24 protein-coding genes are annotated in these 23,201 nt (G+C 44.6%); 16 read left to right on the forward strand and 8 right to left on the reverse strand.

Annotated elements, in window-relative coordinates:
- Window positions 1–64: 64 nt before the first annotated feature.
- Window positions 65–523: a dUTP diphosphatase gene (gene dut / locus AACU94_RS20915; RefSeq protein WP_167856172.1), complete on the reverse strand. Its 459-nt coding sequence runs from the start codon at window positions 521–523 to the stop codon at window positions 65–67.
- On the reverse strand, window positions 501–1,721 hold the full coding sequence (gene coaBC / locus AACU94_RS20920; protein WP_135488549.1) for a bifunctional phosphopantothenoylcysteine decarboxylase/phosphopantothenate--cysteine ligase CoaBC: 1,221 nt from the start codon (window positions 1,719–1,721) through the stop codon (window positions 501–503). The genes dut and coaBC overlap by 23 nt, the downstream gene beginning before the upstream one ends.
- A gap of 171 nt (window positions 1,722–1,892) precedes the next feature.
- Here coaBC and radC point away from each other — a divergent pair, with 171 nt between their 5' ends.
- The 4 genes from radC (at window position 1,893) to mutM (ending at window position 4,109) form a co-directional block, all read left to right on the forward strand.
- Window positions 1,893–2,561: a RadC family protein gene (gene radC / locus AACU94_RS20925; RefSeq protein ID WP_135488550.1), complete on the forward strand. Its 669-nt coding sequence runs from the start codon at window positions 1,893–1,895 to the stop codon at window positions 2,559–2,561.
- A 216-nt stretch (window positions 2,562–2,777) separates the two neighbouring features.
- The gene (rpmB, locus tag AACU94_RS20930) at window positions 2,778–3,014 is read left to right on the forward strand and encodes a 50S ribosomal protein L28 (RefSeq protein ID WP_000091955.1); all 237 of its coding nucleotides are present in this window, start codon (window positions 2,778–2,780) and stop codon (window positions 3,012–3,014) included.
- A 20-nt stretch (window positions 3,015–3,034) separates the two neighbouring features.
- Window positions 3,035–3,202, forward strand: a complete 168-nt coding sequence (rpmG, locus tag AACU94_RS20935; protein WP_001051798.1) for a 50S ribosomal protein L33 — start codon at window positions 3,035–3,037, stop codon at window positions 3,200–3,202.
- A 97-nt stretch (window positions 3,203–3,299) separates the two neighbouring features.
- Window positions 3,300–4,109, forward strand: coding sequence for a bifunctional DNA-formamidopyrimidine glycosylase/DNA-(apurinic or apyrimidinic site) lyase (gene mutM, locus AACU94_RS20940; protein ID WP_001114533.1), 810 nt, complete (start codon window positions 3,300–3,302; stop codon window positions 4,107–4,109).
- Window positions 4,110–4,147: 38 nt separating this feature from the next.
- Here the strand turns inward: mutM and coaD are convergent, their stop codons facing one another.
- On the reverse strand, window positions 4,148–4,627 hold the full coding sequence (coaD, locus tag AACU94_RS20945) for a pantetheine-phosphate adenylyltransferase (RefSeq protein ID WP_001171866.1): 480 nt from the start codon (window positions 4,625–4,627) through the stop codon (window positions 4,148–4,150).
- Between the two features lie 7 nt (window positions 4,628–4,634).
- Entirely contained in the window at window positions 4,635–5,912 is a 1,278-nt protein-coding gene (waaA, locus tag AACU94_RS20950; protein ID WP_130215160.1) for a lipid IV(A) 3-deoxy-D-manno-octulosonic acid transferase, read from the reverse strand.
- A gap of 406 nt (window positions 5,913–6,318) precedes the next feature.
- Here waaA and rfaQ point away from each other — a divergent pair, with 406 nt between their 5' ends.
- The 10 genes from rfaQ to AACU94_RS21000 all read left to right on the forward strand — a co-directional run bounded on the left by rfaQ (window position 6,319) and on the right by AACU94_RS21000 (window position 16,263).
- Entirely contained in the window at window positions 6,319–7,389 is a 1,071-nt protein-coding gene (rfaQ, locus tag AACU94_RS20955; RefSeq protein WP_135488551.1) for a lipopolysaccharide core heptosyltransferase RfaQ, read from the forward strand.
- Complete coding sequence (gene rfaG, locus AACU94_RS20960) at window positions 7,386–8,510, forward strand: lipopolysaccharide glucosyltransferase I (RefSeq protein ID WP_130258375.1); 1,125 nt, start codon at window positions 7,386–7,388, stop codon at window positions 8,508–8,510. Before rfaQ ends, rfaG begins: the two co-directional genes overlap by 4 nt.
- Entirely contained in the window at window positions 8,503–9,300 is a 798-nt protein-coding gene (gene rfaP, locus AACU94_RS20965; protein WP_135488552.1) for a lipopolysaccharide core heptose(I) kinase RfaP, read from the forward strand. The genes rfaG and rfaP overlap by 8 nt, the downstream gene beginning before the upstream one ends.
- A gap of 36 nt (window positions 9,301–9,336) precedes the next feature.
- On the forward strand, window positions 9,337–10,272 hold the full coding sequence (gene rfaS, locus AACU94_RS20970) for an LPS core biosynthesis protein RfaS (RefSeq protein WP_135488553.1): 936 nt from the start codon (window positions 9,337–9,339) through the stop codon (window positions 10,270–10,272).
- 43 nt (window positions 10,273–10,315) lie between these two features.
- Window positions 10,316–11,395: a lipopolysaccharide 1,6-galactosyltransferase gene (gene waaB / locus AACU94_RS20975; RefSeq protein WP_135488554.1), complete on the forward strand. Its 1,080-nt coding sequence runs from the start codon at window positions 10,316–10,318 to the stop codon at window positions 11,393–11,395.
- Window positions 11,395–12,414, forward strand: coding sequence for a lipopolysaccharide 3-alpha-galactosyltransferase (waaO, locus tag AACU94_RS20980; RefSeq protein ID WP_130258371.1), 1,020 nt, complete (start codon window positions 11,395–11,397; stop codon window positions 12,412–12,414). The genes waaB and waaO overlap by 1 nt, the downstream gene beginning before the upstream one ends.
- A gap of 39 nt (window positions 12,415–12,453) precedes the next feature.
- Window positions 12,454–13,470, forward strand: a complete 1,017-nt coding sequence (gene rfaJ, locus AACU94_RS20985) for a lipopolysaccharide 1,2-glucosyltransferase RfaJ (RefSeq protein ID WP_130222428.1) — start codon at window positions 12,454–12,456, stop codon at window positions 13,468–13,470.
- A gap of 17 nt (window positions 13,471–13,487) precedes the next feature.
- Entirely contained in the window at window positions 13,488–14,186 is a 699-nt protein-coding gene (gene rfaY / locus AACU94_RS20990; protein WP_130206705.1) for a lipopolysaccharide core heptose(II) kinase RfaY, read from the forward strand.
- A 73-nt stretch (window positions 14,187–14,259) separates the two neighbouring features.
- Window positions 14,260–15,033 carry a 3-deoxy-D-manno-oct-2-ulosonate III transferase WaaZ gene (waaZ, locus tag AACU94_RS20995; protein WP_130215176.1) on the forward strand — a complete coding sequence of 258 codons (774 nt, stop codon included), beginning with the start codon at window positions 14,260–14,262 and terminating at the stop codon, window positions 15,031–15,033.
- A gap of 87 nt (window positions 15,034–15,120) precedes the next feature.
- On the forward strand, window positions 15,121–16,263 hold the full coding sequence (locus AACU94_RS21000) for a lipopolysaccharide N-acetylglucosaminyltransferase (RefSeq protein WP_135488555.1): 1,143 nt from the start codon (window positions 15,121–15,123) through the stop codon (window positions 16,261–16,263).
- A 53-nt stretch (window positions 16,264–16,316) separates the two neighbouring features.
- Here the strand turns inward: AACU94_RS21000 and rfaL are convergent, their stop codons facing one another.
- The 4 genes from rfaL to rfaD are packed head-to-tail and all read right to left on the reverse strand — an operon-like array spanning window position 16,317 to window position 20,521.
- Window positions 16,317–17,534 (reverse strand): O-antigen ligase RfaL, encoded by a 1,218-nt coding sequence (gene rfaL, locus AACU94_RS21005; protein WP_135488556.1) that lies wholly within the window; start codon window positions 17,532–17,534, stop codon window positions 16,317–16,319.
- Window positions 17,535–17,572: 38 nt separating this feature from the next.
- Window positions 17,573–18,529, reverse strand: coding sequence for a lipopolysaccharide heptosyltransferase RfaC (rfaC, locus tag AACU94_RS21010; RefSeq protein ID WP_130215182.1), 957 nt, complete (start codon window positions 18,527–18,529; stop codon window positions 17,573–17,575).
- Between the two features lie 3 nt (window positions 18,530–18,532).
- Window positions 18,533–19,579 carry an ADP-heptose--LPS heptosyltransferase RfaF gene (gene rfaF / locus AACU94_RS21015; protein WP_130215184.1) on the reverse strand — a complete coding sequence of 349 codons (1,047 nt, stop codon included), beginning with the start codon at window positions 19,577–19,579 and terminating at the stop codon, window positions 18,533–18,535.
- A gap of 9 nt (window positions 19,580–19,588) precedes the next feature.
- On the reverse strand, window positions 19,589–20,521 hold the full coding sequence (rfaD, locus tag AACU94_RS21020; RefSeq protein WP_000587764.1) for an ADP-glyceromanno-heptose 6-epimerase: 933 nt from the start codon (window positions 20,519–20,521) through the stop codon (window positions 19,589–19,591).
- A 213-nt stretch (window positions 20,522–20,734) separates the two neighbouring features.
- On the opposite strand from rfaD, the gene kbl reads away from it, so the two are divergent.
- Both kbl and tdh read left to right on the forward strand, forming a co-directional pair.
- On the forward strand, window positions 20,735–21,931 hold the full coding sequence (gene kbl, locus AACU94_RS21025) for a glycine C-acetyltransferase (RefSeq protein WP_135488557.1): 1,197 nt from the start codon (window positions 20,735–20,737) through the stop codon (window positions 21,929–21,931).
- Between the two features lie 13 nt (window positions 21,932–21,944).
- Entirely contained in the window at window positions 21,945–22,970 is a 1,026-nt protein-coding gene (gene tdh, locus AACU94_RS21030; protein WP_130206693.1) for an L-threonine 3-dehydrogenase, read from the forward strand.
- The last annotated feature ends 231 nt before the right edge of the window (window positions 22,971–23,201 follow it).

Here is a 23,201-nt window from a genome sequence, read left to right on the forward strand (position 1 = left end):
CCACGCTATGACCGCAAACGAAATGTTTGCGGCTATGTTATGACGTTATTCGGATGCGTATGTGTTACTGACGACCAGAGTGACCAAAGCCGCCTTCACCGCGGTCGGTGGCGTCAAAATCTTCCACCAGATTAAATTCGGTCTGTACTACCGGAACAAAAATCATCTGCGCGATACGTTCGCCTGGTTGAATGGTGAAGCTGTCCTTACCACGGTTCCACACGGAAATCATCAACTGGCCCTGATAGTCAGAATCGATCAATCCTACCAGGTTGCCGAGCACGATACCGTGCTTATGTCCCAATCCGGAGCGCGGCAGCATCATCGCCGCCAGTGACGGGTCGGCAATATGAATCGCCAACCCGGTAGGTACCAGGGTGGTGTCGCCCGGCGCCAGTTCTACGGCGTCGTCGAGACAGGCGCGCAGGTCAAGTCCGGCAGAACCAGAAGTGGCATAAGTCGGGAGCGGAAATTCCTTCCCAACGCGCGGGTCCAGAATCTTAACGTCGATTTTTTTCATCATAACGGGTCACGATCTCGTCGAGTAATAATTGGCCAAGGAGCTCTTTGCGCTCAAGCGGTAAGACTTTATCTCCGTCTTGCCAGAAAAGGTGTAATGCATTGCTGTCGCTGTTAAATCCTTGAGTTGGCCGGGAAACATCGTTCGCGCAGATCAGATCAAGGTTTTTACGAATACGTTTTTGCCGGGCGTATTCTTCCACATTATTTGTTTCGGCCGCAAATCCAACAACATAAGGCCTTTGGTCTTTTAGTGCGGCAACTCCAGCGACGATATCAGGGTTTTTGACCATTTTTATTGTTAATTCATCCCCCTGAGTCGCCTGCTTTTTGATTTTTTCACTGGCGACAGCGGCTGCGCGATAATCAGCCACGGCGGCGCAACCGATAAAAATATTTTGCTGCTGTACAGAGGCCTTCACAGCGGCTTCCATCTCCAGTGCGGTCATCACATCCACACGTTTAACAAACGGCGGTGTCAGTAGCGAAACCGGTCCGGAAACCAGTGTAACGTTCGCTCCGCGACGGGCAGCGGCTGCGGCGATAGCAAAGCCCATCTTGCCGGAGCTGTGATTAGAGATATAACGCACGGGATCGAGCGGTTCACGCGTCGGGCCGGCGGTAATCATAATGTTCAGATGTTTCAGGTCGTTGACGGGAGAAAAATGCGCTACCGCCATATCCACAATGGTTAATGGATCGAGCATTCGCCCAGGGCCGATATCACCACAGGCCTGACTGCCGCTATCTGGCCCCCAGATCAGCAAACCACGTGAGGCAAGTACCTCTAAATTATGTTGGGTAGCCGCAGCACGATACATCTGCTGGTTCATGGCTGGCAGTACGGCAACAGGCGCAGGCGTGGCCAGGCAAATCGTTGATACCAGATCATTCGCCATCCCGGCAGCTACGCGGGCAATCAAATCAGCGGTGGCTGGGGCGAGAATCACTAAATCAGCCCATTTACCCAGCTCAATATGACCCATAGCCGCCTCGGCTGCTGGATCCAGCAGACTATCGGAAACGGGATAACCCGAAACCGCCTGCAAGCTAAGTGGGGTGATAAAGGCTTTTGCCGCTTCGGTCATGGCTACGCGGACGTCTGCTCCGCGATCGCGCAAACGACGCACCAGCTCAGGGGTTTTATAGGCAGCAATACCGCCGCTGACGCCGAGAACGATTTTTTTACCGGCCAGGCTCATGATGATTTTTCCTGTAGGGGGACACCAGAAGTTGGCGATTTTATCACAATACTTTTGTTGTCGTGCTTTCACCTGAGAATCACTTTGCGAGGCGCTTTCCAGGATTGAAAACTGGCCGTCGATTTAACCAAACGACTATGACAGCATGCGCCCTCCACAAAGGAGGTGAAGGTGAAAAACAAGGTAGAATTGTTGATGCCGCGCGAAAAAATGCTGAAGTTGGGCATTGGCGCGTTAACGGATGTTGAACTGCTGGCGTTATTTCTGCGTACGGGGACGCGCGGTAAGGATGTGTTAACCCTGGCGAAAGAGATGCTGGAGAATTTTGGGTCGCTATACGGCTTGTTATCCTCTGAATATGAACAATTTAGTGGCGTTCATGGAATTGGTGTGGCGAAATTCGCCCAGTTAAAGGGAGTTGCGGAACTGGCGCGGCGTTACTACAACGTGCGGATGCGCGAAGAAAGCCCGTTGCTCAGCCCGGAGATGACGAGGGAGTTTTTACAAAGCCAACTTACGGGAGAGGAACGAGAGATCTTTATGGTGATCTTTCTCGATTCCCAACACCGGATCCTTACTCACAGCCGACTCTTTTCCGGCACGTTAAATCATGTGGAAGTCCATCCACGAGAAATTATTCGTGAAGCGATAAAAATAAACGCCTCGGCGCTGATCCTTGCCCATAATCACCCTTCTGGTTGTGCTGAACCCAGTAAAGCGGATAAACTCATTACCGAACGGATAATAAAAAGTTGTCAGTTCATGGATTTACGCGTGCTCGACCATATCGTGATTGGGCGTGGAGAATATGTTTCTTTTGCCGAACGCGGCTGGATTTAATCCGCTATGCGCGATCCTTCGGGATCTTTGTCTGTTCGGGACTTGAGCACATCGCCGAGTCAGCGTATACTACGCCACCTTTGAGAATCTCGGGTTTGGCATTTGGGCCTGGCAATCGAGAGTTCACATAGAACTGCGATGACCGGGCTGTAAAGCCTGACGAGGCGCCAATACCCCATACGAAGCTCGAGCTAATTTGATTTTTGGAGAATAGACATGTCCCGAGTCTGCCAAGTTACTGGCAAGCGTCCGGTGACCGGTAACAACCGTTCCCACGCACTGAACGCGACTAAACGCCGTTTCCTGCCGAACCTGCACTCTCACCGTTTCTGGGTTGAGAGCGAGAAGCGTTTTGTCACCCTGCGCGTATCTGCTAAAGGTATGCGTGTAATCGATAAAAAAGGCATTGATACAGTTCTGGCTGAACTGCGTGCCCGTGGCGAAAAGTACTAAGTACTTAGAGGAAATAAATCATGGCTAAAGGTATTCGTGAGAAAATCAAGCTGGTTTCTTCTGCTGGTACTGGTCACTTCTATACCACTACGAAGAACAAACGTACTAAGCCGGAAAAACTGGAACTGAAAAAGTTCGATCCAGTTGTTCGCCAGCACGTGATCTACAAAGAAGCGAAAATCAAATAATTTTCGCTTTGATGTAACGAAAAACCTCGCTACGGCGGGGTTTTTTGTTATCTGCCTGCCCCCATATTGACTGCATCTGTTCATTCCTGGAGATGCTATGCCTGAATTACCCGAAGTTGAAACCAGCCGTCGCGGCATAGAACCGCATCTCGTTGGTGCAACCATTCTTCATGCGGTGGTGCGCAACGGACGCTTGCGCTGGCCGGTTTCGGAAGAAATCTACCGTTTAAGCGATCAACCAGTGCTAAGTGTACAGCGCCGTGCTAAATATCTGCTGCTGGAGCTGCCTGAGGGCTGGATTATCATTCATCTGGGGATGTCTGGCAGCCTGCGCATCCTTCCAGAAGAACTTCCCCCCGAAAAGCATGACCATGTTGATTTGGTGATGAGCAACGGCAAAGTGCTGCGCTACACCGATCCGCGTCGCTTTGGTGCCTGGCTGTGGACCAAAGAGCTGGAAGGGCACAACGTGCTGGCACATCTTGGGCCGGAGCCGCTTAGCGACGATTTCAACGGTGAGTACCTGCATCAGAAGTGCGCGAAGAAAAAAACGGCGATTAAACCGTGGCTGATGGATAACAAACTGGTGGTAGGCGTAGGGAATATCTATGCCAGCGAATCTCTGTTTGCGGCGGGGATCCATCCGGATCGGCTGGCGTCATCACTGTCGCTGGCAGAATGTGAATTGTTAGCTCGGGTGATTAAAGCGGTGTTGCTGCGTTCGATTGAGCAGGGTGGTACAACGCTGAAAGATTTTCTGCAAAGTGATGGTAAACCGGGCTATTTCGCGCAGGAATTGCAGGTTTACGGGCGAAAAGGCGAGCCGTGTCGGGTGTGCGGTACGCCGATTGTGGCGACTAAACATGCGCAGCGGGCTACGTTTTATTGTCGGCAGTGCCAGAAATAATTGATGCTTGCCGGATGGCATACCATCCGGCATAAACGCTACGCTAACTTCGCCATCAGCGCCTGATGGACATTCTCCGGCAGGAAATGGGTGACATCGCCCTGATGGCGCGCCACTTCTTTAACCAGCGATGAAGAGATAAACGACCACTCTTTCGACGGCATCAGAAACACACTTTCCAGTTCTGGCATTAAGTGGCGATTCATATGCGCCAGCTGCATTTCATATTCAAAATCTGCCACCGCACGCAGACCACGAATCAGCACAGTGGCGTGTTGATTGCGGGCGAAGTTTGCCATCAAATCGCTAAATCCGACCACTTCAACGTTTCCCAGATGCGCAGTTGCCTGTTGTGCCAGTGCCACACGTTCTTCCAGAGTAAACATCGGTTTTTTACTGGGGCTGGCGGCAATCGCCAGAATAACGTGATCGAACATCTGCGTGGCGCGCGTCACGATATCGATATGACCATTGGTAATGGGATCGAAAGTACCCGGATAAATCGCCCGTTTTTGCATAACAACCTCAATGCGTTTTCGGTGGCAGGTAAGGTTCCAGCAGTTGAAGCAGACGCTGTAGCGCGCCCTGGTTTTGATACAGCACTTCAACGGCATGACGGCCATAGAAACTACGGTAATCGGCGTCGGTGAGTAAAGAGGAAACCTCTTTTGCAAGCGTAGTGGCATCGGTGACGGTAATCAGCCCGCTTGCCTGCTCCAGCCGCGCGCAAATGTCTTTAAAGTTAAAGGTATGCGGCCCCATCAACACCGGGATAGCGTGTGCGGCGGCCTCCAGCGGATTATGCCCACCGCGTTCAACCAGTGAACCGCCAACAAACGCGAGATCGGCAATACCGTACAGCAACATCAGTTCGCCCATCGTATCGCCAACCACCACTTGTGTACTGGCGGAAGGGACCTCTCCGGAAGAGCGTGTGATATAGCTTAGTCCAGCCTGGCGGACAAGGTTAATCGCATCTGGGAAGCGTTCCGGATGACGGGGTACCAGGATGAGCAATAAATTCGGGAACTGTTGTAACAGCGCCTGATGGGCGGCAATCACTACGCTCTCTTCGCCATCATGAGTACTGGTTGCAATCCATACCGGACGATGCGGCGCCCACTGGCGGCGCAGTGTTACTGCTTTAGCGGCTAACTGTGGCGTCACTGAAATATCGAATTTCAGGCTACCGGTGACGGTGACCTGATTATTTTTTGCACCTAGCGTCACAAAGCGCGCAGCATCTTCTTCATTTTGCGCAGCAATCAGCGTAATACGGCGGAGCAAGCGACGAACAAATTTACCCAGTTTGGCGTAACCTGCGGCAGAGCGTGCAGAGAGTCGCGCATTAGCGATAACCAGTGGAATTTTACGTTTATGCAGTGCCGCGATCAGGTTAGGCCACAGTTCGGTTTCCATAATCAACACCAGCTTCGGGTCGACCTTATTAAGGAAACGGTTGAGTGCATCGGGCAGATCGTAAGGCAGATAGACGTGCTGAACATCTTTTCCAAAAGCCGATTGTACGCGCTCTGAACCAGTCGGCGTCATAGTCGTGACTGTGATTGGCAAATCAGGATAGCGATGACGCAGCGCGCGCACCAGCGGGATTGCCGCCAGGGTTTCACCGACGGAGACGGAGTGCAGCATAATGCCGCCTGGTGTTAGCGGATGGCGGTAAAAACCGTAACGTTCACCCCAGCGTTTTCGATAGGCCGGAGCCTTACGTCCGCGCACCCAGAGCCGTATCCATATTAGCGGCTGAATAAGGTAGAGAAGGGCGGTGTAAAGCAATTCGAGCATAATAAATAGCTGACTTATGGATGTGCTGGGGATTCTATGTATTTAACGGTGGCTTTACCATTACTTTTCCCGTTTTTGACTTAAATAGCTTCAGTTTGGTCTGATCTGCCGCTACATCTTCAGTTTTTTTGTATTTTTATGCGATTCATTGAAACTCGGCCCCATTTTCAACTCTACATTGGCCATACCGACATTATCGATATGCTGTTTTTTATCTATTTGATTTTTATGATTAAAACATATTTCGTGTATAAAAATCATTCGGGTCGGATTGCTGCGAAAGAAATGATACACTAGCACGTCAAAGTAAGTGCGTTATCAGTATTCAGGTAGCTGTTGAGCCTGGGGCGGTAGCGTGCTTTTTTTCTGCTTAACTTAATCAGACAATCACACAAAAGAGTCGCTAGTGGAAAAGCCATTTCGAAAAATTCTGGTCATAAAGATGCGATATCATGGAGATATGTTATTAACTACTCCTGTCATCAGTACGCTCAAGCAGAATTATCCTGATGCAAAAATCGATATGCTGCTTTATCAGGATACCATCCCTATTTTGTCTGAAAACCCGGAAATTAATGCGCTCTACGGGATAAGCAATAAAGGTGCGGGAACATTCGATAAAATTAAAAATGTGCTTTCGTTGATAAAAACTCTGCGTGCGAATAATTATGACCTGGTCATTAATCTTACGGATCAGTGGATGGTGGCGCTGCTAGTACGTTTTTTACCCGCACGGATGAAAATATCGCAACTTTATGGTCATCGGCAGCATGGCATTTGGAAAAAAAGCTTCACACACTTAGCGCCAATACACGGCACACATATTGTTGAGCGTAATTTATCGGTCCTTGAGCCATTAGGTATTACCGATTTCTACACCGACACAACAATGAGTTACGCCGAAGATTGCTGGAAGAAGATGCGCCAGGAGTTAGATGCCCTGGGCGTAAAAGATCATTATGTTGTCATCCAACCGACAGCGCGTCAGATATTTAAGTGCTGGGATAACGATAAATTTTCTAAGGTTATCGATGCGCTGCAACAGCGAGGGTATCAGGTTGTCCTGACCTGTGGGCCTTCGGCAGATGATCTCGCTTGTGTAGATGAGATTGCACGAGGTTGCGAAACGAAACCCATTACTGGCCTTGCAGGTAAAACACGTTTTCCTGAACTAGGCGCGTTAATTGATCATGCTGTGCTTTTTATTGGCGTGGATTCTGCGCCGGGGCATATTGCGGCGGCGGTGAAGACGCCAGTTATTAGCCTATTTGGGGCCACTGATCATGTATTCTGGCGCCCATGGACCGAGAATATTATTCAGTTCTGGGCGGGGAATTATCAGAAAATGCCGACCCGGCATGAACTTGACCGCAACAAAAAATATCTTTCTGTTATTCCAGCGGAAGATGTGATCGCCGCTACGGAAAAGCTGTTGCCAGAAGATGTCCCTTCAGCTGACAGGAATGCACAATTATGATCGTGGCGTTTTGTTTATATAAATATTTTCCATTTGGTGGGCTTCAACGTGACTTTATGCGCATTGCATCAACAGTTGCCGCACGGGGCCACCATGTTCGGATCTATACGCAGTCGTGGGAAGGTGATTGCCCGAAAGCATTTGAGCTTATTCAGGTGCCAGTTAAGTCCCATACCAACCATGGACGCAATGCAGAATATTATGCCTGGGTACAAAATCATCTCAAAGCGCATCCCGCTGATCGCGTTGTTGGGTTTAATAAGATGCCAGGGTTGGATGTTTATTTTGCCGCTGATGTTTGTTACGCCGAGAAAGTTGCGCAAGAAAAAGGTTTTTTATATCGTTTAACATCACGATATCGCCATTATGCCGCATTTGAGCGAGCGACTTTCGAGCAGGGTAAATCGACGAAACTTATGATGCTGACCGATAAGCAAATCGCCGATTTCCAGAAGCATTATCAAACTGAATCTGAACGTTTTCAAATTCTTCCTCCCGGTATTTATCCGGACAGAAAATACAGCGAGCAAATCCCAAACAGTCGTGAAATTTATCGCCAGAAAAATGGCATAAAAGAGCAACAAAACTTATTACTGCAGGTTGGATCAGATTTTGGCCGTAAAGGTGTGGATCGCTCAATTGAGGCTTTGGCATCGTTACCGGAATCATTACGTCACAATACGCTTTTATTTGTTGTTGGTCAGGATAAACCGCGGAAATTTGAAGCGTTGGCAGAAAAACTCGGCGTGCGGAGCAATGTGCATTTCTTCTCTGGCCGCAATGATGTGTCAGAATTAATGGCAGCCGCTGATTTATTACTGCATCCCGCTTATCAGGAAGCCGCGGGTATCGTTCTTCTTGAAGCGATCACTGCTGGATTACCTGTTTTAACAACTGCGGTATGTGGGTATGCGCATTATATTGCGGATGCCAATTGTGGAACGGTCATCGCTGAACCTTTCTCCCAGGAACAATTAAATGAAGTTTTACGTAAAGCGTTAACTCAATCTCCATTACGAATGGCCTGGGCGGAGAATGCTCGCCATTATGCCGATACTCAGGATTTGTATAGCCTGCCAGAGAAAGCCGCAGATATCATTACAGGTGGTTTAGATGGTTGAATTAAAAGAGCCGCTTGCCACACTTTGGCGTGGTAAAGATGCTTTTGCAGAAGTCAAAAAACTAAATGGCGAGGTATTTCGTGAACTCGAGACGCGTCGCACATTACGCTTTGAACTGGCCGGGAAAAGCTATTTCCTCAAATGGCACAAAGGGACGACTTTAAAAGAAATTATAAAAAACCTGCTCTCATTGCGGATGCCCGTTTTAGGCGCAGACAGAGAGTGGCACGCTATTCATCGCCTGAGTGATGTTGGCGTTGATACAATGAAGGGCATTGGGTTTGGTGAAAAAGGGTTAAATCCATTAACTCGCACATCATTTATTATTACCGAAGATCTCACTCCCACGATTAGCCTTGAAGATTATTGTGCTGATTGGGCCGTTAATCCTCCTGATATACGTGTTAAACGTATGCTGATCGCGCGTGTGGCAACCATGGTGCGTAAAATGCACGCCGCAGGGATAAACCACCGCGACTGTTATATTTGCCACTTTTTGCTCCATTTGCCATTTACTGGCCGGGAAGATGAATTAAAAATTTCGGTTATCGATCTGCATCGGGCACAGATACGGGCAAAAGTACCGCGTCGTTGGCGGGATAAAGATTTAATTGGTTTGTATTTCTCATCAATGAATATTGGGCTGACGCAGAGAGATATCTGGCGATTTATGAAGGTTTATTTTGGGATGCCTTTACGTAAGATATTATCTCTTGAACGGAATTTATTGAACATGGCAAGTGTTAAGGCCGAGCATATTAAAGAGCGAACACAACGCAAAGGATTATAAAAATATTTATCAGTATGTACTGGAACTAACTTCATTATGACTATTTATTTTATAAACTGGGTTGCAGATTATGAATTAAGAATGATCCAGTACCTGAAAAAAAAGTACAAGATAAAAAATATAACAACACCAAAAAAATACAACTGGGTTAATAAGAAAATTTCGAAATTAGGGATGGATAATGCATGGCTGGGGCGATTATTTATCAAGCATTACCTCAATGATATCAGAAAAGATGACATAATTATCTTTAATGACAGTGTTATTAATAAAGGTATCAATAAACAAATATTAAAAAACATTAACTGTCATAAAGTTTTGCTTCTAAGAAATACTGTCAGCGAAGATTTTATTTTTGATAACACTAATTATTTTGATATTATCTATGATTTTGAGCATAGATTTATAGGGAATGAAAAGACCAAGGCAATAGAACAATTTTTTCCTATAGGAATGGATGAAATTAGAAATTATAGTTTATCTGACAAAAATAACAGTCAGCCAATATGTTTTTTTCTTGGTCGTGATAAAGGACGTCTTCAAATAATTAATGAATTAGCCGATAGATTAACAACACTAGGATGTAAGTTAGATTTTAATGTTGTCAAAGATAAAACATCATCTCCGACTTCAAAGTATTTGATTGAAGAACAAATACCGTATGAAGAGAATCTTAGAAGAACATTAAATGCTAATATAATTGTTGATATAACTAAAGAAAACCAATCTGGCTGGACTCTTCGTATACTTGAGGCACTATTTTTCAATAAAAAATTAATTACTAATAATATAAATATACTTGGTTCAGAAATCTATAGTGAGTCTCGCTTTTTTATAATAGGCCATGATGATTGGGATAAGTTAGAGTATTTTATTAACTCATCTGTTAAACCAATGGATTATGATAGCTTATATAAATTCAGCCCTGATAAAATGATGTCAACAATTGTTTCTGATTTTATAGAAAAATAAAATCATTAAAACAGTGAGCTTTACTCAATTAATGAGAGTTTCAATGAAAATAGCATTTATCGGCGAAGCTGTTTCTGGATTTGGCGGCATGGAAACAGTCATTCGTGATGTTATTACTACCTTCAGGAAACAACATATCCATAGTGAAATGTTTTTCTTTTGTCGTAATGATAAAATGGATAAGGGATGGTTGGAAGGTATTAAATACTCATGTTCATTTTCCAATATTCGTTTAGGTTTTTTGCGTCGGGCGAAACATATTTATGCTCTAAGTAAATGGCTTCAGGAGTACCAACCAGATATCGTTATTTGTATTGATGTGATCTCCTGCCTGTTTGCCGCCAAAGCACGTAAAAAATCAGGAATTAATGTGCCAGTATTTTCATGGCCACATTTTTCTTTAGATCACAAAAAACATGCTGAATATATCACCTGTGCCGACTATCATTTAGCAATCAGCTCTGGCATTAAACAGCAAATGATTAATCGGGGTGTAGCAGAATCGACGATAAATGTTATTTTTAATCCAGTCGAAGCTAAAGACACAGTCATTCCTGCGCCTGAGGAAGGCGAAACGGCAACGTTCATTTATGTTGGGCGTATGAAATTCGAGGGCCAGAAGCGAGTTAAAGACCTCCTTGATGGCTTATCACAAGCGCAAGGTAACTGGAAACTCCATGTATTGGGTGATGGTTCCGATTTCGAAAAATGCCAGGCTTATAGTAGAGAACTAAATATTGATGATCGAATTGTCTGGTATGGTTGGCAACAACATCCCTGGGAATTGGTCCAGCAAGATATTAAAAAGGTGAGTGCGTTATTGCTCACGTCATCTTTTGAAGGTTTCCCAATGACCCTACTTGAAGCCTTGTCATGGGGAATTCCTTGTATCAGTGCCGATTGTGTCTCCGGGCCTGCTGACATTATTCAACCTGATGTCAATGGTCATCTGTATCAACCGGGAGATATTGCTGGTTTTGTAACGCTTCTAAATAAATATATAGCAGGTGAAATTCATATCGAACATGAAAAAATTCCTGCGTCGATCGATAAGTTTTACCAATTGAAGTATTACGATAGATTACATGAAATAATTATTTCTGCTATTTCCCGGAGGAAATAATGCAGCAGGTGTTTTTCCAGGAAACTGAGTTTCTTAATTCAGTTATTGATTATAATCATAAAGTAGAAACAGAAAATCTTTGTCTGGACATCGCTTATGGAACTGACAAAAATTTTCTATTTGGTTGCGGAATTTCGATTGCTTCAATATTAAAGTATAATGAAGGAAGTCGATTGTGTTTCCATATTTTTACTGACTATTTTGGTGATGATGATCGTAAGTATTTTGATGCCCTGGCGCTGCAGTATAAAACCAGAATTAAAATATATCTGATTAATGCTGATCGACTCCGCTCATTGCCTAGCACTAAGAACTGGACTCATGCAATATATTTTCGCTTTGTTATTGCAGATTACTTTATTAATAAGACGTCTAAAGTCCTTTATCTGGATGCAGATATCATTTGTCAGGGGAGTATTGATCCACTAATTAATTTCTCATTTCCTGACAATAAAGTCGCAATGGTTGTTACAGAAGGGCAAACTGACTGGTGGGAAAAACGCGCACATTCGTTAGGTGTTGCGGGAATTGCTAAAGGTTACTTTAACTCCGGTTTTTTATTGATTAATACTGACCAATGGGCTGCTCAGCAGGTTTCTGCACGAGCCATTGCAATGCTAAATGATCCAGAAATAGTCAAAAAAATAACACATCCTGATCAGGATGTATTAAATATGTTGCTGGCAGACAGACTTATTTTTGCTGATATAAAATATAACACCCAGTTTAGCTTAAACTATCAACTCAAAGAAAGTTTTACAAACCCAGTAACCAACGATACTATTTTTATCCACTATATCGGTCCAACCAAGCCCTGGCATGATTGGGCCTGGGATTATCCTGTATCACAAGCCTTTATGGAGGCAAAAAATGCTTCGCCATGGAAGAATACGGCGTTGCTGAAACCGAACAATAGCAATCAATTAAGATATAGCGCAAAACATATGCTTAAAAAGCATAGATATCTAAAAGGATTTAGCAATTATCTTTTTTATTTTATTGAAAAGATAAAGCATTAAAACTGGGAAACTATAAAGTAATGATATAAGGGTAGCATTGTGGACTCATTTCCTGCCATAGAAATAGATAAAGTTAAAGCCTGGGATTTTCGGCTAGCTAATATAAATACTTCTGAATGTTTAAATGTTGCCTATGGTGTCGATGCTAATTATCTTGATGGTGTAGGTGTTTCCATCACATCAATTGTCCTAAATAATCGACATATTAATCTTGATTTTTATATTATTGCTGATGTTTATAATGATGGTTTTTTTCAAAAAGTCGCAAAGCTTGCAGAGCAATACCAATTAAGAATCACGCTATATAGAATTAACACTGATAAGCTCCAGTGCTTGCCTTGTACACAGGTCTGGTCAAGAGCAATGTACTTCCGTTTATTTGCATTTCAATTATTGGGTTTAACGCTTGATCGTTTGCTTTATCTTGATGCAGATGTTGTTTGTAAAGGCGATATTAGCCAACTATTGCATCTGGATTTAAACGGAGCGGTAGCTGCTGTTGTTAAAGATGTTGAGCCAATGCAGGAAAAGGCGGTATCCAGGTTGTCTGATCCTGAATTACTTGGGCAATACTTTAATTCCGGCGTCGTTTATTTAGACTTAAAAAAATGGGCTGACGCAAAACTAACAGAAAAAGCGTTGTCTATTCTTATGAGTAAAGATAATGTTTATAAATACCCTGATCAGGATGTTATGAATATCTTACTGAAAGGGATGACAATATTTTTGCCTCGTGAGTACAATACAATTTATACAATTAAAAGTGAATTAAAAGACAAAACACATCAAAACTATAAAAAGCTGATTACAGAAAGTACTCTGCTTATTCATTATACAGGTGCAACTAAACCGTGGCACAAATGGGCAATTTATCCATCGGTAAAATACTATAAAATAGCTTTAGAAAATTCACCATGGAAAGATGACTCTCCACGAGATGCAAAATCAATTATTGAATTTAAAAAAAGATATAAACATCTTTTAGTACAGCATAAATATATCTCAGGAATTATAGCAGGAGTCTGTTATCTTTGCCGAAAATATTACCGTAAATAACATTTAACTGGTTTATTATGATTCAGAAGAGCAAGATCAAAGACTTGGTTGTTTTTACCGATGAAAACAATTCAAAGTATCTCAATGTATTAAATGACTTCTTGTCTTATAATATAAATATCATCAAGGTTTTTCGTTCTATTGATGATACAAAAGTTATGCTTATTGATACCGATTACGGTAAATTGATTCTTAAGGTTTTTTCTCCGAAAGTTAAGCGTAACGAACGTTTCTTTAAGTCTCTGTTAAAAGGTGATTATTACGAACGCCTTTTTGAGCAAACCCAAAAAGTAAGAAATGAAGGGTTAAATACACTCAATGATTTTTATTTATTGGCTGAACGGAAAACCTTACGATTTGTCCATACTTATATCATGATCATCGAGTATATTGATGGCATAGAGTTGTGTGATATGCCTGATATTGATGATGTGCTAAAAAATAAAATTCAGCAATCAATTAATTCCTTACATCAACATGGCATGGTTTCTGGCGACCCCCATCGTGGTAACTTCATTATAAAAAATGGTGAGGTTCGAATTATTGATCTCTCCGGAAAACGTGCTTCAGCGCAGCGTAAAGCGAAAGATCGTATTGACTTAGAGCGTCATTACGGTATTAAAAATGAGATTAAAGATCTAGGCTATTATCTTTTAGTATATCGTAAAAAAATGCGCAATTTTATGCGGCGTTTGAAAGGGAAACCAGCGCGCTAAAATAGAAATATCCATAATTACATGTCTTCACCAGGACAGTTTTAAGCGGAGTTATTTATTTCACAGGTTTATCATGAAGAATATTAGATACATTGACAAAAAAGATGTTGAAAACCTGATTGAAAATAAAACATCTGATGATGTTATTATTTTTCTTTCTGGTCCTACATCGCAAAAAACACCTTTGTCAGCATTACGAACAAAGGATATTATTGCTGTCAATGGTTCTGCGCAATATTTGTTAAGTCATAATATCGTTCCTTTTATATATGTACTTACAGATGTCCGCTTTTTACATCAGCGTCGTGATGATTTTTATAAATTTAGCCAGAGAAGTCGTTATACCATAGTAAACGTTGACGTTTATGAACACGCTTCCAAAGAAGATAAACTTTATATCCTCCAGAACTGCCTCGTATTACGATCCTTTTACCGCCGAGAAAAAGGTGGTTTGATAAAGAAGATTAAATTTAATATTTTGAGCCAGATTCACAAAGAACTGCTGATCTCTGTACCGTTGTCTAAAAAAGGTCGTCTGGTTGGATTTTGCAAGGACATTAGTCTTGGTTATTGCTCATGCCATACTATTGCTTTTGCTGCAATTCAAATAGCATATTCACTAAAGTATGCACGGATTATTTGTTCCGGTCTGGATTTAACTGGTAGTTGTTCGCGTTTCTATGATGAAAATAAGAATCCCATGCCCTCGGAATTAAGTAAGGATTTATTCAAAATCTTGCCATTTTTCCGTTTTATGCGTGATAATGTAGATGATATTAATATTTATAATTTGTCGGATGATACGGCAATTCAATATGATATCATTCCATTTATGGAACTGTCATAAATTTTATAATCTTGGGTTTGCTATAAAATAATCTAGTATTTTCTATGTCTTTATCTCGTATTATCAAAATATTGGAGTTGGCTAATAATGATTAAAAAGATAATATTTACCGTCACACCAATATTTTCTATACCGCCAAAAGGAGCTGCAGCGGTTGAAACATGGATTTATCAGGTCGCCAAAAGACTTTCGATTCCAGCAACTATCGCCTGTATTCGAAACGACGGTTACCCTATCTACACAAAAGTAAATGATAATTGTGATATTCACTACATTGGTTTTAGTCGAGTCTATAAACGACTTTTCCAAAAGTGGACTCGACTTGATCCTGTGCCATATTCTCAGCGCATTTTAAATACTCAACCTATAAACGCTGATCCGAAAGACTCAGTTATTGTTATCCACAATAGTATGAAGCTGTATAAACAGATTCGTGGTAGAAGTCCTCAAGCACAGCTAGTCATGCACCTTCACAATGCTTTTGAACCCGGGCAGTTAGACAAAAATGCAAAAGTAATTGTTCCTAGCCAGTTTCTGTACGATTTCTATTCGGAAAAAATGCCTGATGCAGATATTGCTATTGTGCCTAATGGTTTTTGCTCTGAATCGTATACACATGATAATACTGAAGATTTAAGGAAGAAGCTTAACATCGATGCGAATGATACGGTGTTATTATTTGCAGGAAGGATATCGCCAGATAAAGGCTGTCTGATGCTTATGGATGCTTTCAATAAGCTGCGTAAGAATCGAGATAACCTTAAATTGGTTATCGTTGGCGATCCTTTTGCCAGTAAAAAAGGTGAAAAAGCTGAATATCAGAAAAAGGTTCTGGATGAAGCGAAAGCTATTGGCGCGCAATGTATTATGGCGGGTGGGCAGCCACCGGAGCAGATGTATAAATATTACCGCTTAGCAGATTTAGTTGTTGTTCCTTCTCAGGTAGAAGAAGCTTTTTGCATGGTAGCTGTTGAAGCGATGGCGGCTGGTAAACCTGTACTTGCGAGTCAAAAAGGTGGGATAAGCGAGTTTGTTCTGGAAGGAATAACAGGATATCACCTTGCAGAGCCTATGACATCTGAAAGCATTCTCTTTGATATTAACCGGGTCTTAGCAGACAGTAATAAAGCACAAATTGCTGAAAATGCCCAGAAATTCGTTTTTTCAAAATATAGCTGGGAACATGTAACTCAGTGTTTTGAGGCACAAATGCAAGACTGGTTTGGTTAAAAATTATTTGATTTGAAGAGCCTGCCTGAACTCAATGTCAGGCAGGCTTTTTTTTATTTATTCCGCATAGCTAACAGCAAACCAACAATCAAGCCAATAGGTTTGAGATCAACTTCCTCGAAATTACCTCGGATAATATAAAAACCAACAAGAGTTAAAAATAGCAGCAATTGACCATTATAAGGAGTGACCACTACTTTTTTAAATGTTGCGTTAGCTGTTTCTTTGATAATAGAGCCATACAGATAAAGTAAAGCGAGTAGCCCAGCTAAACCTGCTGCAAACCAGATTGATAAAATAATGTTGTGTGGTCCAATGGATTGCCTGAACGTCCATGATGGAAAATCTACGACACGCTTATTATATATTGCATGGTAAATATCATCGCCATAGCCATATCCCTTAAACGGGTTCTCCATAATTAATGTCCATGCTGTACCTTGTGTACCATTGGTATAGCGATAAGAACTGTCGGTCTGTTGAAGTTTATAAATAAGCCTATCTTCATCGGTATGATCACCTTTAAAGGTAAATACGCAAGTTGCTGCAACAGAAATAATGATAGAGGTCAGCATCAATAATTTCCACTGACGATTTAAGATTAACCATAGTAGAGTCACTATGAATACTGCCAGCCATGCACCACGAGAGAGCGTTCCTAATAGCAGAAACAAGAAAACTGCGCTAAAAATTATGAATATTATTTTATAAGAGGTTTTCTTGATAAGCCAAAGGTTTAATAATGCTGGAAATAGAAACACCATTGAGTCGGAAATACTACGATGTTCATAGGTCGAAAATGGCATTATTCCTTTATTATAATCCTGAATATAAGAAATAATTTCAACAAGACAACGTAACCCAAGCCCGGTAACTAATGAGTATAGTACAAGTTTACCGATTCTTTCATTATCTTCATCTTTTAATAATACGGGTATAAGTAAACTATATGCCAAAAATCCTTTTAGCACTGTGTTACTGAATTCTTTAAAACTTATTTTCAGATTTGGTGATATAAAAGTGGCATATAAAAGAATGAGTGACAGAGCCAGGACACTATAAAAAAGATTATTTTTGTAGAGCTCTTTAAATGTCCCTGGAGCACGGAAAACTTGATAAATTACCGTAATAATCATTAGTACAGATATGATATGTTTATAACGGGTAATACCATCAAGGAAAAAGGTTGCAATAAAGAGGAATACCAACACTCTATTCCAGTATGGTTTCCAGTTCTCTTTATTACGCAGCGCCAGCGAGGCTGTTAACATTGCATCTCCACCATCTTAAATAATATAGAACGTGTTAATCAGGAATTGATTTTTTTTAATACTGCTTCTGCAGCCAGATGAGCAAGATCTTTATCCGGTGCCATGCAAACTACCTGATTCTTCCCATAACCGCCAATTAATCCAGGGTCTGTCGGCCCATAAACTGTGATATTGGGTTTATCGAGTGCCGCAGTTAAATGGCTTAATCCTGTATCGACTGACACAACAAATTTAGCTCCAGCCAGCACGCGGGCAACGCCTTCCAGAGTCATCTTCGGCAGTACGTCGACATAATCAAAGCCTTCCGCCAGCCTTTTTGCCCGCTCTTCTTCATGCGGCGCTCCCCACGGTAGTTTAATTCGAATCCCTGAACCTGCCAGTAAACCAATTAATTCTCGCCAGTGCTCTTCCGGCCAGTGTTTATCATCGCGGGTGGTCGCATGAAGGAATACAGCATACTCCCCAGCATCCGGTAGTGGATTTGTCAGGAAATGCTGCGCAATAGCATAATCGCCCTGGGCCTGCGGTTTGCTATACCCAAGGCTTTTTGCGAACAGTTCACGGGTACGTTCTACGGCATGCTGCTGTTTCGCAATATGATGTTTGCGATTGTAAAACAGGCTGGCTAAAGGCTCGCGAGCGGTTTGCCAGTCCATTCCATGCTTCACGCCATGTGCTAAACGTGTCACCAGCGCTGCGCTTTTTACCAGCCCTTGGGCGTCGATAATTGCGTCATAGTTTTCTGCCTGAAGGGCTTCACGAAACGCTTTCCGTTCCGCTTTTATGGGGGCCGAGAACCAGGCTTTGCGCCAGCGACGTATCGCTACCGGAATAACCCGCTCAACGGCGGCGTGCCAGGACGGAATCTGTGCGAATCCCTCTTCCACCACCCAATCAAACTTAATCCCCGGGATTGCCTGCTGGGCATCGGTGAGTGCGGGCAGCGTATGGAGAACATCGCCCATCGACGATGTTTTAACGATCAAAACCCGCATCCGTCAGGCTTCCTCTTGTAACAATAGCGCGTTGAGTTCTTCCAGTACGCGCTGGGGAGTAATGTCGATCAAGCTCTGGTGATAACCCTCTGCAGCGTCACCTTTACGCACTTTGTGATAGCCGGTAATCAGGCGGATCACGCGCGCTTTATGGGAAAGCGGCGGCGTAAAGTCCGGACTGCTCGGCCCATACAGAGCAACCAGTGGACGATTGAGCGCCGCAGCAACGTGCATCAGGCCAGAATCGTTAGTGACAATGGCTTTACAGGCGGCAATCAAAATGACTGCCTGCTCAAGCTGTGTTTCCCCCGCCAGGTTCCGACACCATGCCTGCTGCTCGGTATTCAAAGCGGCAAGAATCTCATTGCCCGCCTCATGATCTTTCGCCGAGCCAAACAGAACCACCTGATAACCTTCATCAATCAGCTGCTTTGCCAGCTCTGCATAGTGGTAGTGTGGCCAGCGTTTCGCCGGGCCAAACTCCGCGCCCGGACAAAAGCCAATCATCGGACGTTCTGATGAAAGCGAAAATTGATTACAGGTATATGATTTTTCACCTTCGCTCACTTGCAATTGCGGCCATAACAACGGTTTTGGTAGATCTTGTGCGGTACGCATCACGCCTTTGTCATAGGCCAGCGCCACATAGCGTTCCACCATTAGCGGCCAGGCTTCTTTATCGAGCACACGTACATCGTTGAGTAAACCGTAGCGCATCTCGCCGCGCCAGCCGGTGCGATGAGGAATACCCGCGAAGAAAGGCACTAATGCGGATTTGAAGGAGTTGGGTAAGACGTAGGCGCGGTCGTAGCGCTTTTCACGCAGACTATGACCCAGTTTGCGGCGTTCGCCGATTTCCAGCGCCCCGTGACCGAGAGGCATAGGGATAGCTTCGTTAACTTCCGGCATCCGCGATAATAATGGACGGCACCATGCCGGTGCCATCACGTCGATTATCGCCTGGGGATAGCGCGCCTGGAGCGTGCGATAGAGACTTTGCGACATCATCATGTCGCCAACCCAAGACGGGCCGATCACCAGTATTTTCATGCAGAGCTCTTATGCGTCGCGATTCAGCCAGGCCATGTATTCCGTTACACCTTCAGCAACGGTTTTGAACGGTTTGTCGTAACCCGCAGCGCGCAGATTAGTCAGATCCGCCTGAGTAAACGCCTGGTAGCGGCCTTTCAGTTTATCCGGGAACGGAATGTATTCGATCTGACCTTTCTTGTGATAAGCCAGTGTTGCATCTGCTACTGCCTGGAAGGATTCCGCACGACCAGTACCGAGGTTGAAGATGCCGGAAACGCCATTTTCCAGGAACCACAGATTCACATCAGCCACGTCGCCCACGTAGACGAAGTCGCGTTTAAAGTTCTCGCTACCTTCGAACAGTTTCGGTGATTCACCGTTATTAAGCTGGGTGTTGAGATGGAAAGCGACGCTCGCCATGCTGCCTTTATGGCCTTCACGCGGTCCATAAACGTTGAAATAGCGGAAGCCAACAATCTGCGAGTTCGCTTCTGGCAGGATTTGACGAACATATTCATCAAACAGGAACTTCGAATAACCATAGACGTTCAGTGGTTTTTCGTATTCGCGGGATTCAATAAAGTCGGAGGTGCGACCGCCGTAAGTGGCTGCGGAAGAGGCGTACAGGAACGGGATTTCGCGCTCCAGACAGTAGTGCAGCAGCTCTTTGGAGTATTGATAGTTGTTATCCATCATATACTTGCCGTCCCACTCGGTAGTGGAAGAGCACGCGCCTTCGTGGAAAATCGCTTCGACATCGCCGAACTCTTCGCCCGCCATAATCTGGATCAGGAAGTCTTCCTTATCCATATAGTCCGCGATGTTCAGGTCCACCAGGTTCACAAACTTGGTGCCGTCTTTCAGGTTGTCCACCACCAGAATATCGGTGATGCCTTTATCATTCAGGGCCTTAACGATGTTGCTGCCGATAAAGCCCGCGCCGCCGGTAACGATGATCATAACTGTAACCTTCGAATTATGGAGTCAGAGACAATCTCAGACACGAATACTTCTATCATATCACTACACGGCGTTGGCTTCAGCCATTCGCCGAAAGTGAGGGGGATGGACGTTATTTATTCTAAATTTTACAGAAGTGTTAACGCGTCATCTCGTCGCAAACTATAAGTTTGGGTAATATGTGCTGGAAATTGCCCTGTCTGGAGAATCGCAATGCGTGGAGAATTTTATCAGCAGTTAACTAACGATCTGGAAACCGCAAGGGCGGAAGGGTTGTTTAAAGAAGAGCGCATTATTACGTCTGCGCAGCAAGCAGATATCACTGTGGCTGATGGAAGCCACGTCATTAACTTTTGTGCCAACAACTATCTCGGACTGGCGAATCATCCGGAGCTGATTGCGGCGGCAAAAGCGGGAATGGATTCTCACGGTTTCGGCATGGCTTCGGTGCGTTTTATTTGCGGCACCCAGGATAGCCATAAAGAGCTTGAGCAGAAACTGGCAGCATTTCTCGGCATGGAAGATGCGATTCTCTACTCTTCCTGTTTTGATGCCAACGGCGGTCTGTTTGAAACGTTGCTGGGCGCGGAAGACGCCATTATCTCCGATGCTCTGAACCATGCCTCGATCATCGACGGCGTGCGACTGTGCAAAGCCAAACGCTATCGCTATGCCAACAACAATATGCAGGAGCTGGAAGCGAGCCTGAAAGAAGCGCGTGAATCCGGGGCGCGCCATGTGTTAATCGCCACCGATGGCGTGTTCTCTATGGATGGCGTAATTGCCAACCTGAAAGGGGTTTGCGATCTGGCAGATATTTACGATGCGCTGGTGATGGTGGATGATTCCCATGCGGTCGGTTTTGTCGGCGAAAACGGACGTGGCTCCCATGAATACTGCGATGTGATGGGCCGTGTCGATATCATCACCGGCACGCTGGGTAAAGCACTGGGCGGGGCTTCTGGTGGTTACACCGCAGCGCGTAAAGAGGTGGTTGAGTGGCTGCGTCAGCGTTCTCGCCCGTACCTGTTCTCCAACTCACTGGCACCTGCCATTGTGGCTGCTTCCATTAAAGTGCTGGAGATGGTCGAAGCGGGCAGTGAGCTGCGTGACCGTCTGTGGGCGAACGCGCGCCAGTTCCGTGAGCAGATGTCGGCGGCGGGCTTTACCTTGGCGGGTGCTGATCACGCCATTATTCCGGTCATGCTTGGCGATGCTGTAGTGGCGCAAAAATTTGCCCGTGAACTGCAAAAAGAGGGCATTTACGTCACCGGTTTCTTCTATCCGGTCGTTCCGAAAGGTCAGGCGCGTATTCGTACCCAGATGTCTGCGGCGCATACCCCTGAGCAAATTACGCGTGCGGTAGAAGCGTTCACGCGTATTGGTAAACAACTGGGCGTAATCGCCTGAGTGAGGATGTGAGATGAAAGCGTTATCCAAACTGAAAGCGGAAGAGGGCATCTGGATGACCGACGTTCCTGAACCGGAACTCGGACATAACGATCTGCTGATTAAAATCCGTAAAACAGCCATCTGCGGGACTGACGTTCACATCTATAACTGGGATGAGTGGTCGCAAAAAACCATCCCAGTACCGATGGTTGTCGGCCATGAATATGTCGGTGAGGTGGTTGGCATCGGTCAGGAAGTGAAAGGCTTCAAGATCGGCGATCGCGTTTCTGGCGAAGGCCATATCACCTGCGGTCACTGTCGCAACTGTCGTGGCGGTCGTACCCATCTGTGCCGCAACACGATCGGCGTCGGCGTTAACCGTCCGGGCTGCTTCGCCGAATATCTGGTGATCCCGGCGTTCAACGCCTTCAAAATCCCCGACAATATTTCCGATGACTTAGCCGCAATTTTTGACCCGTTCGGAAATGCGGTGCATACGGCGCTATCGTTTGATCTGGTCGGCGAGGATGTGCTGGTTTCTGGTGCAGGCCCAATTGGTATTATGGCCGCGGCGGTAGCGAAACACGTTGGTGCACGCAACGTGGTGATCACTGATGTTAACGAATACCGTCTGGGGCTGGCGCGCAAAATGGGCATCACTCGTGCGGTTAACGTCGCCAAAGAAAACCTCAATGACGTGATGGCCGAGCTGGGCATGACTGAAGGCTTTGATGTTGGTCTGGAGATGTCTGGTGCGCCGTCAGCGTTTCGCACGATGCTGGACACCATGAATCACGGTGGTCGTATTGCGATGCTGGGTATCCCGCCGTCTGATATGTCTATCGACTGGACAAAAGTGATCTTTAAAGGCCTGTTCATTAAAGGTATTTACGGTCGTGAGATGTTTGAAACCTGGTACAAGATGGCGGCGCTGATTCAGTCTGGTCTGGATCTCTCGCCAATCATTACCCATCGTTTCTCCATCGACGATTTCCAGAAAGGCTTTGATGCCATGCGTTCTGGCCAGTCCGGGAAAGTTATTCTGAGCTGGGATTAACACGAACAAGGGCTGGTATTCCAGCCCTTTTCCCTGAGGATAATCCGTTAAATATGTAAAATCCTGTCAGTGTAATAAAGATATCGTAATTGCGCTGTTATCTTATATTGCTGCTTTCATTATCTCTCTAGCCTGAAGTTACTTTCTCACCCGTAAAAATAATATTTCACAAGCTTAATGGTTTCTTAATACAAAGCCTGTACAACGTTAGGGTAACTTCAGAGGTCGTCG

This window comes from Escherichia sp. E4702 (genome assembly GCF_963883545.1).
In the GTDB taxonomy this organism is placed as follows: Bacteria; Pseudomonadota; Gammaproteobacteria; order Enterobacterales; family Enterobacteriaceae; genus Escherichia.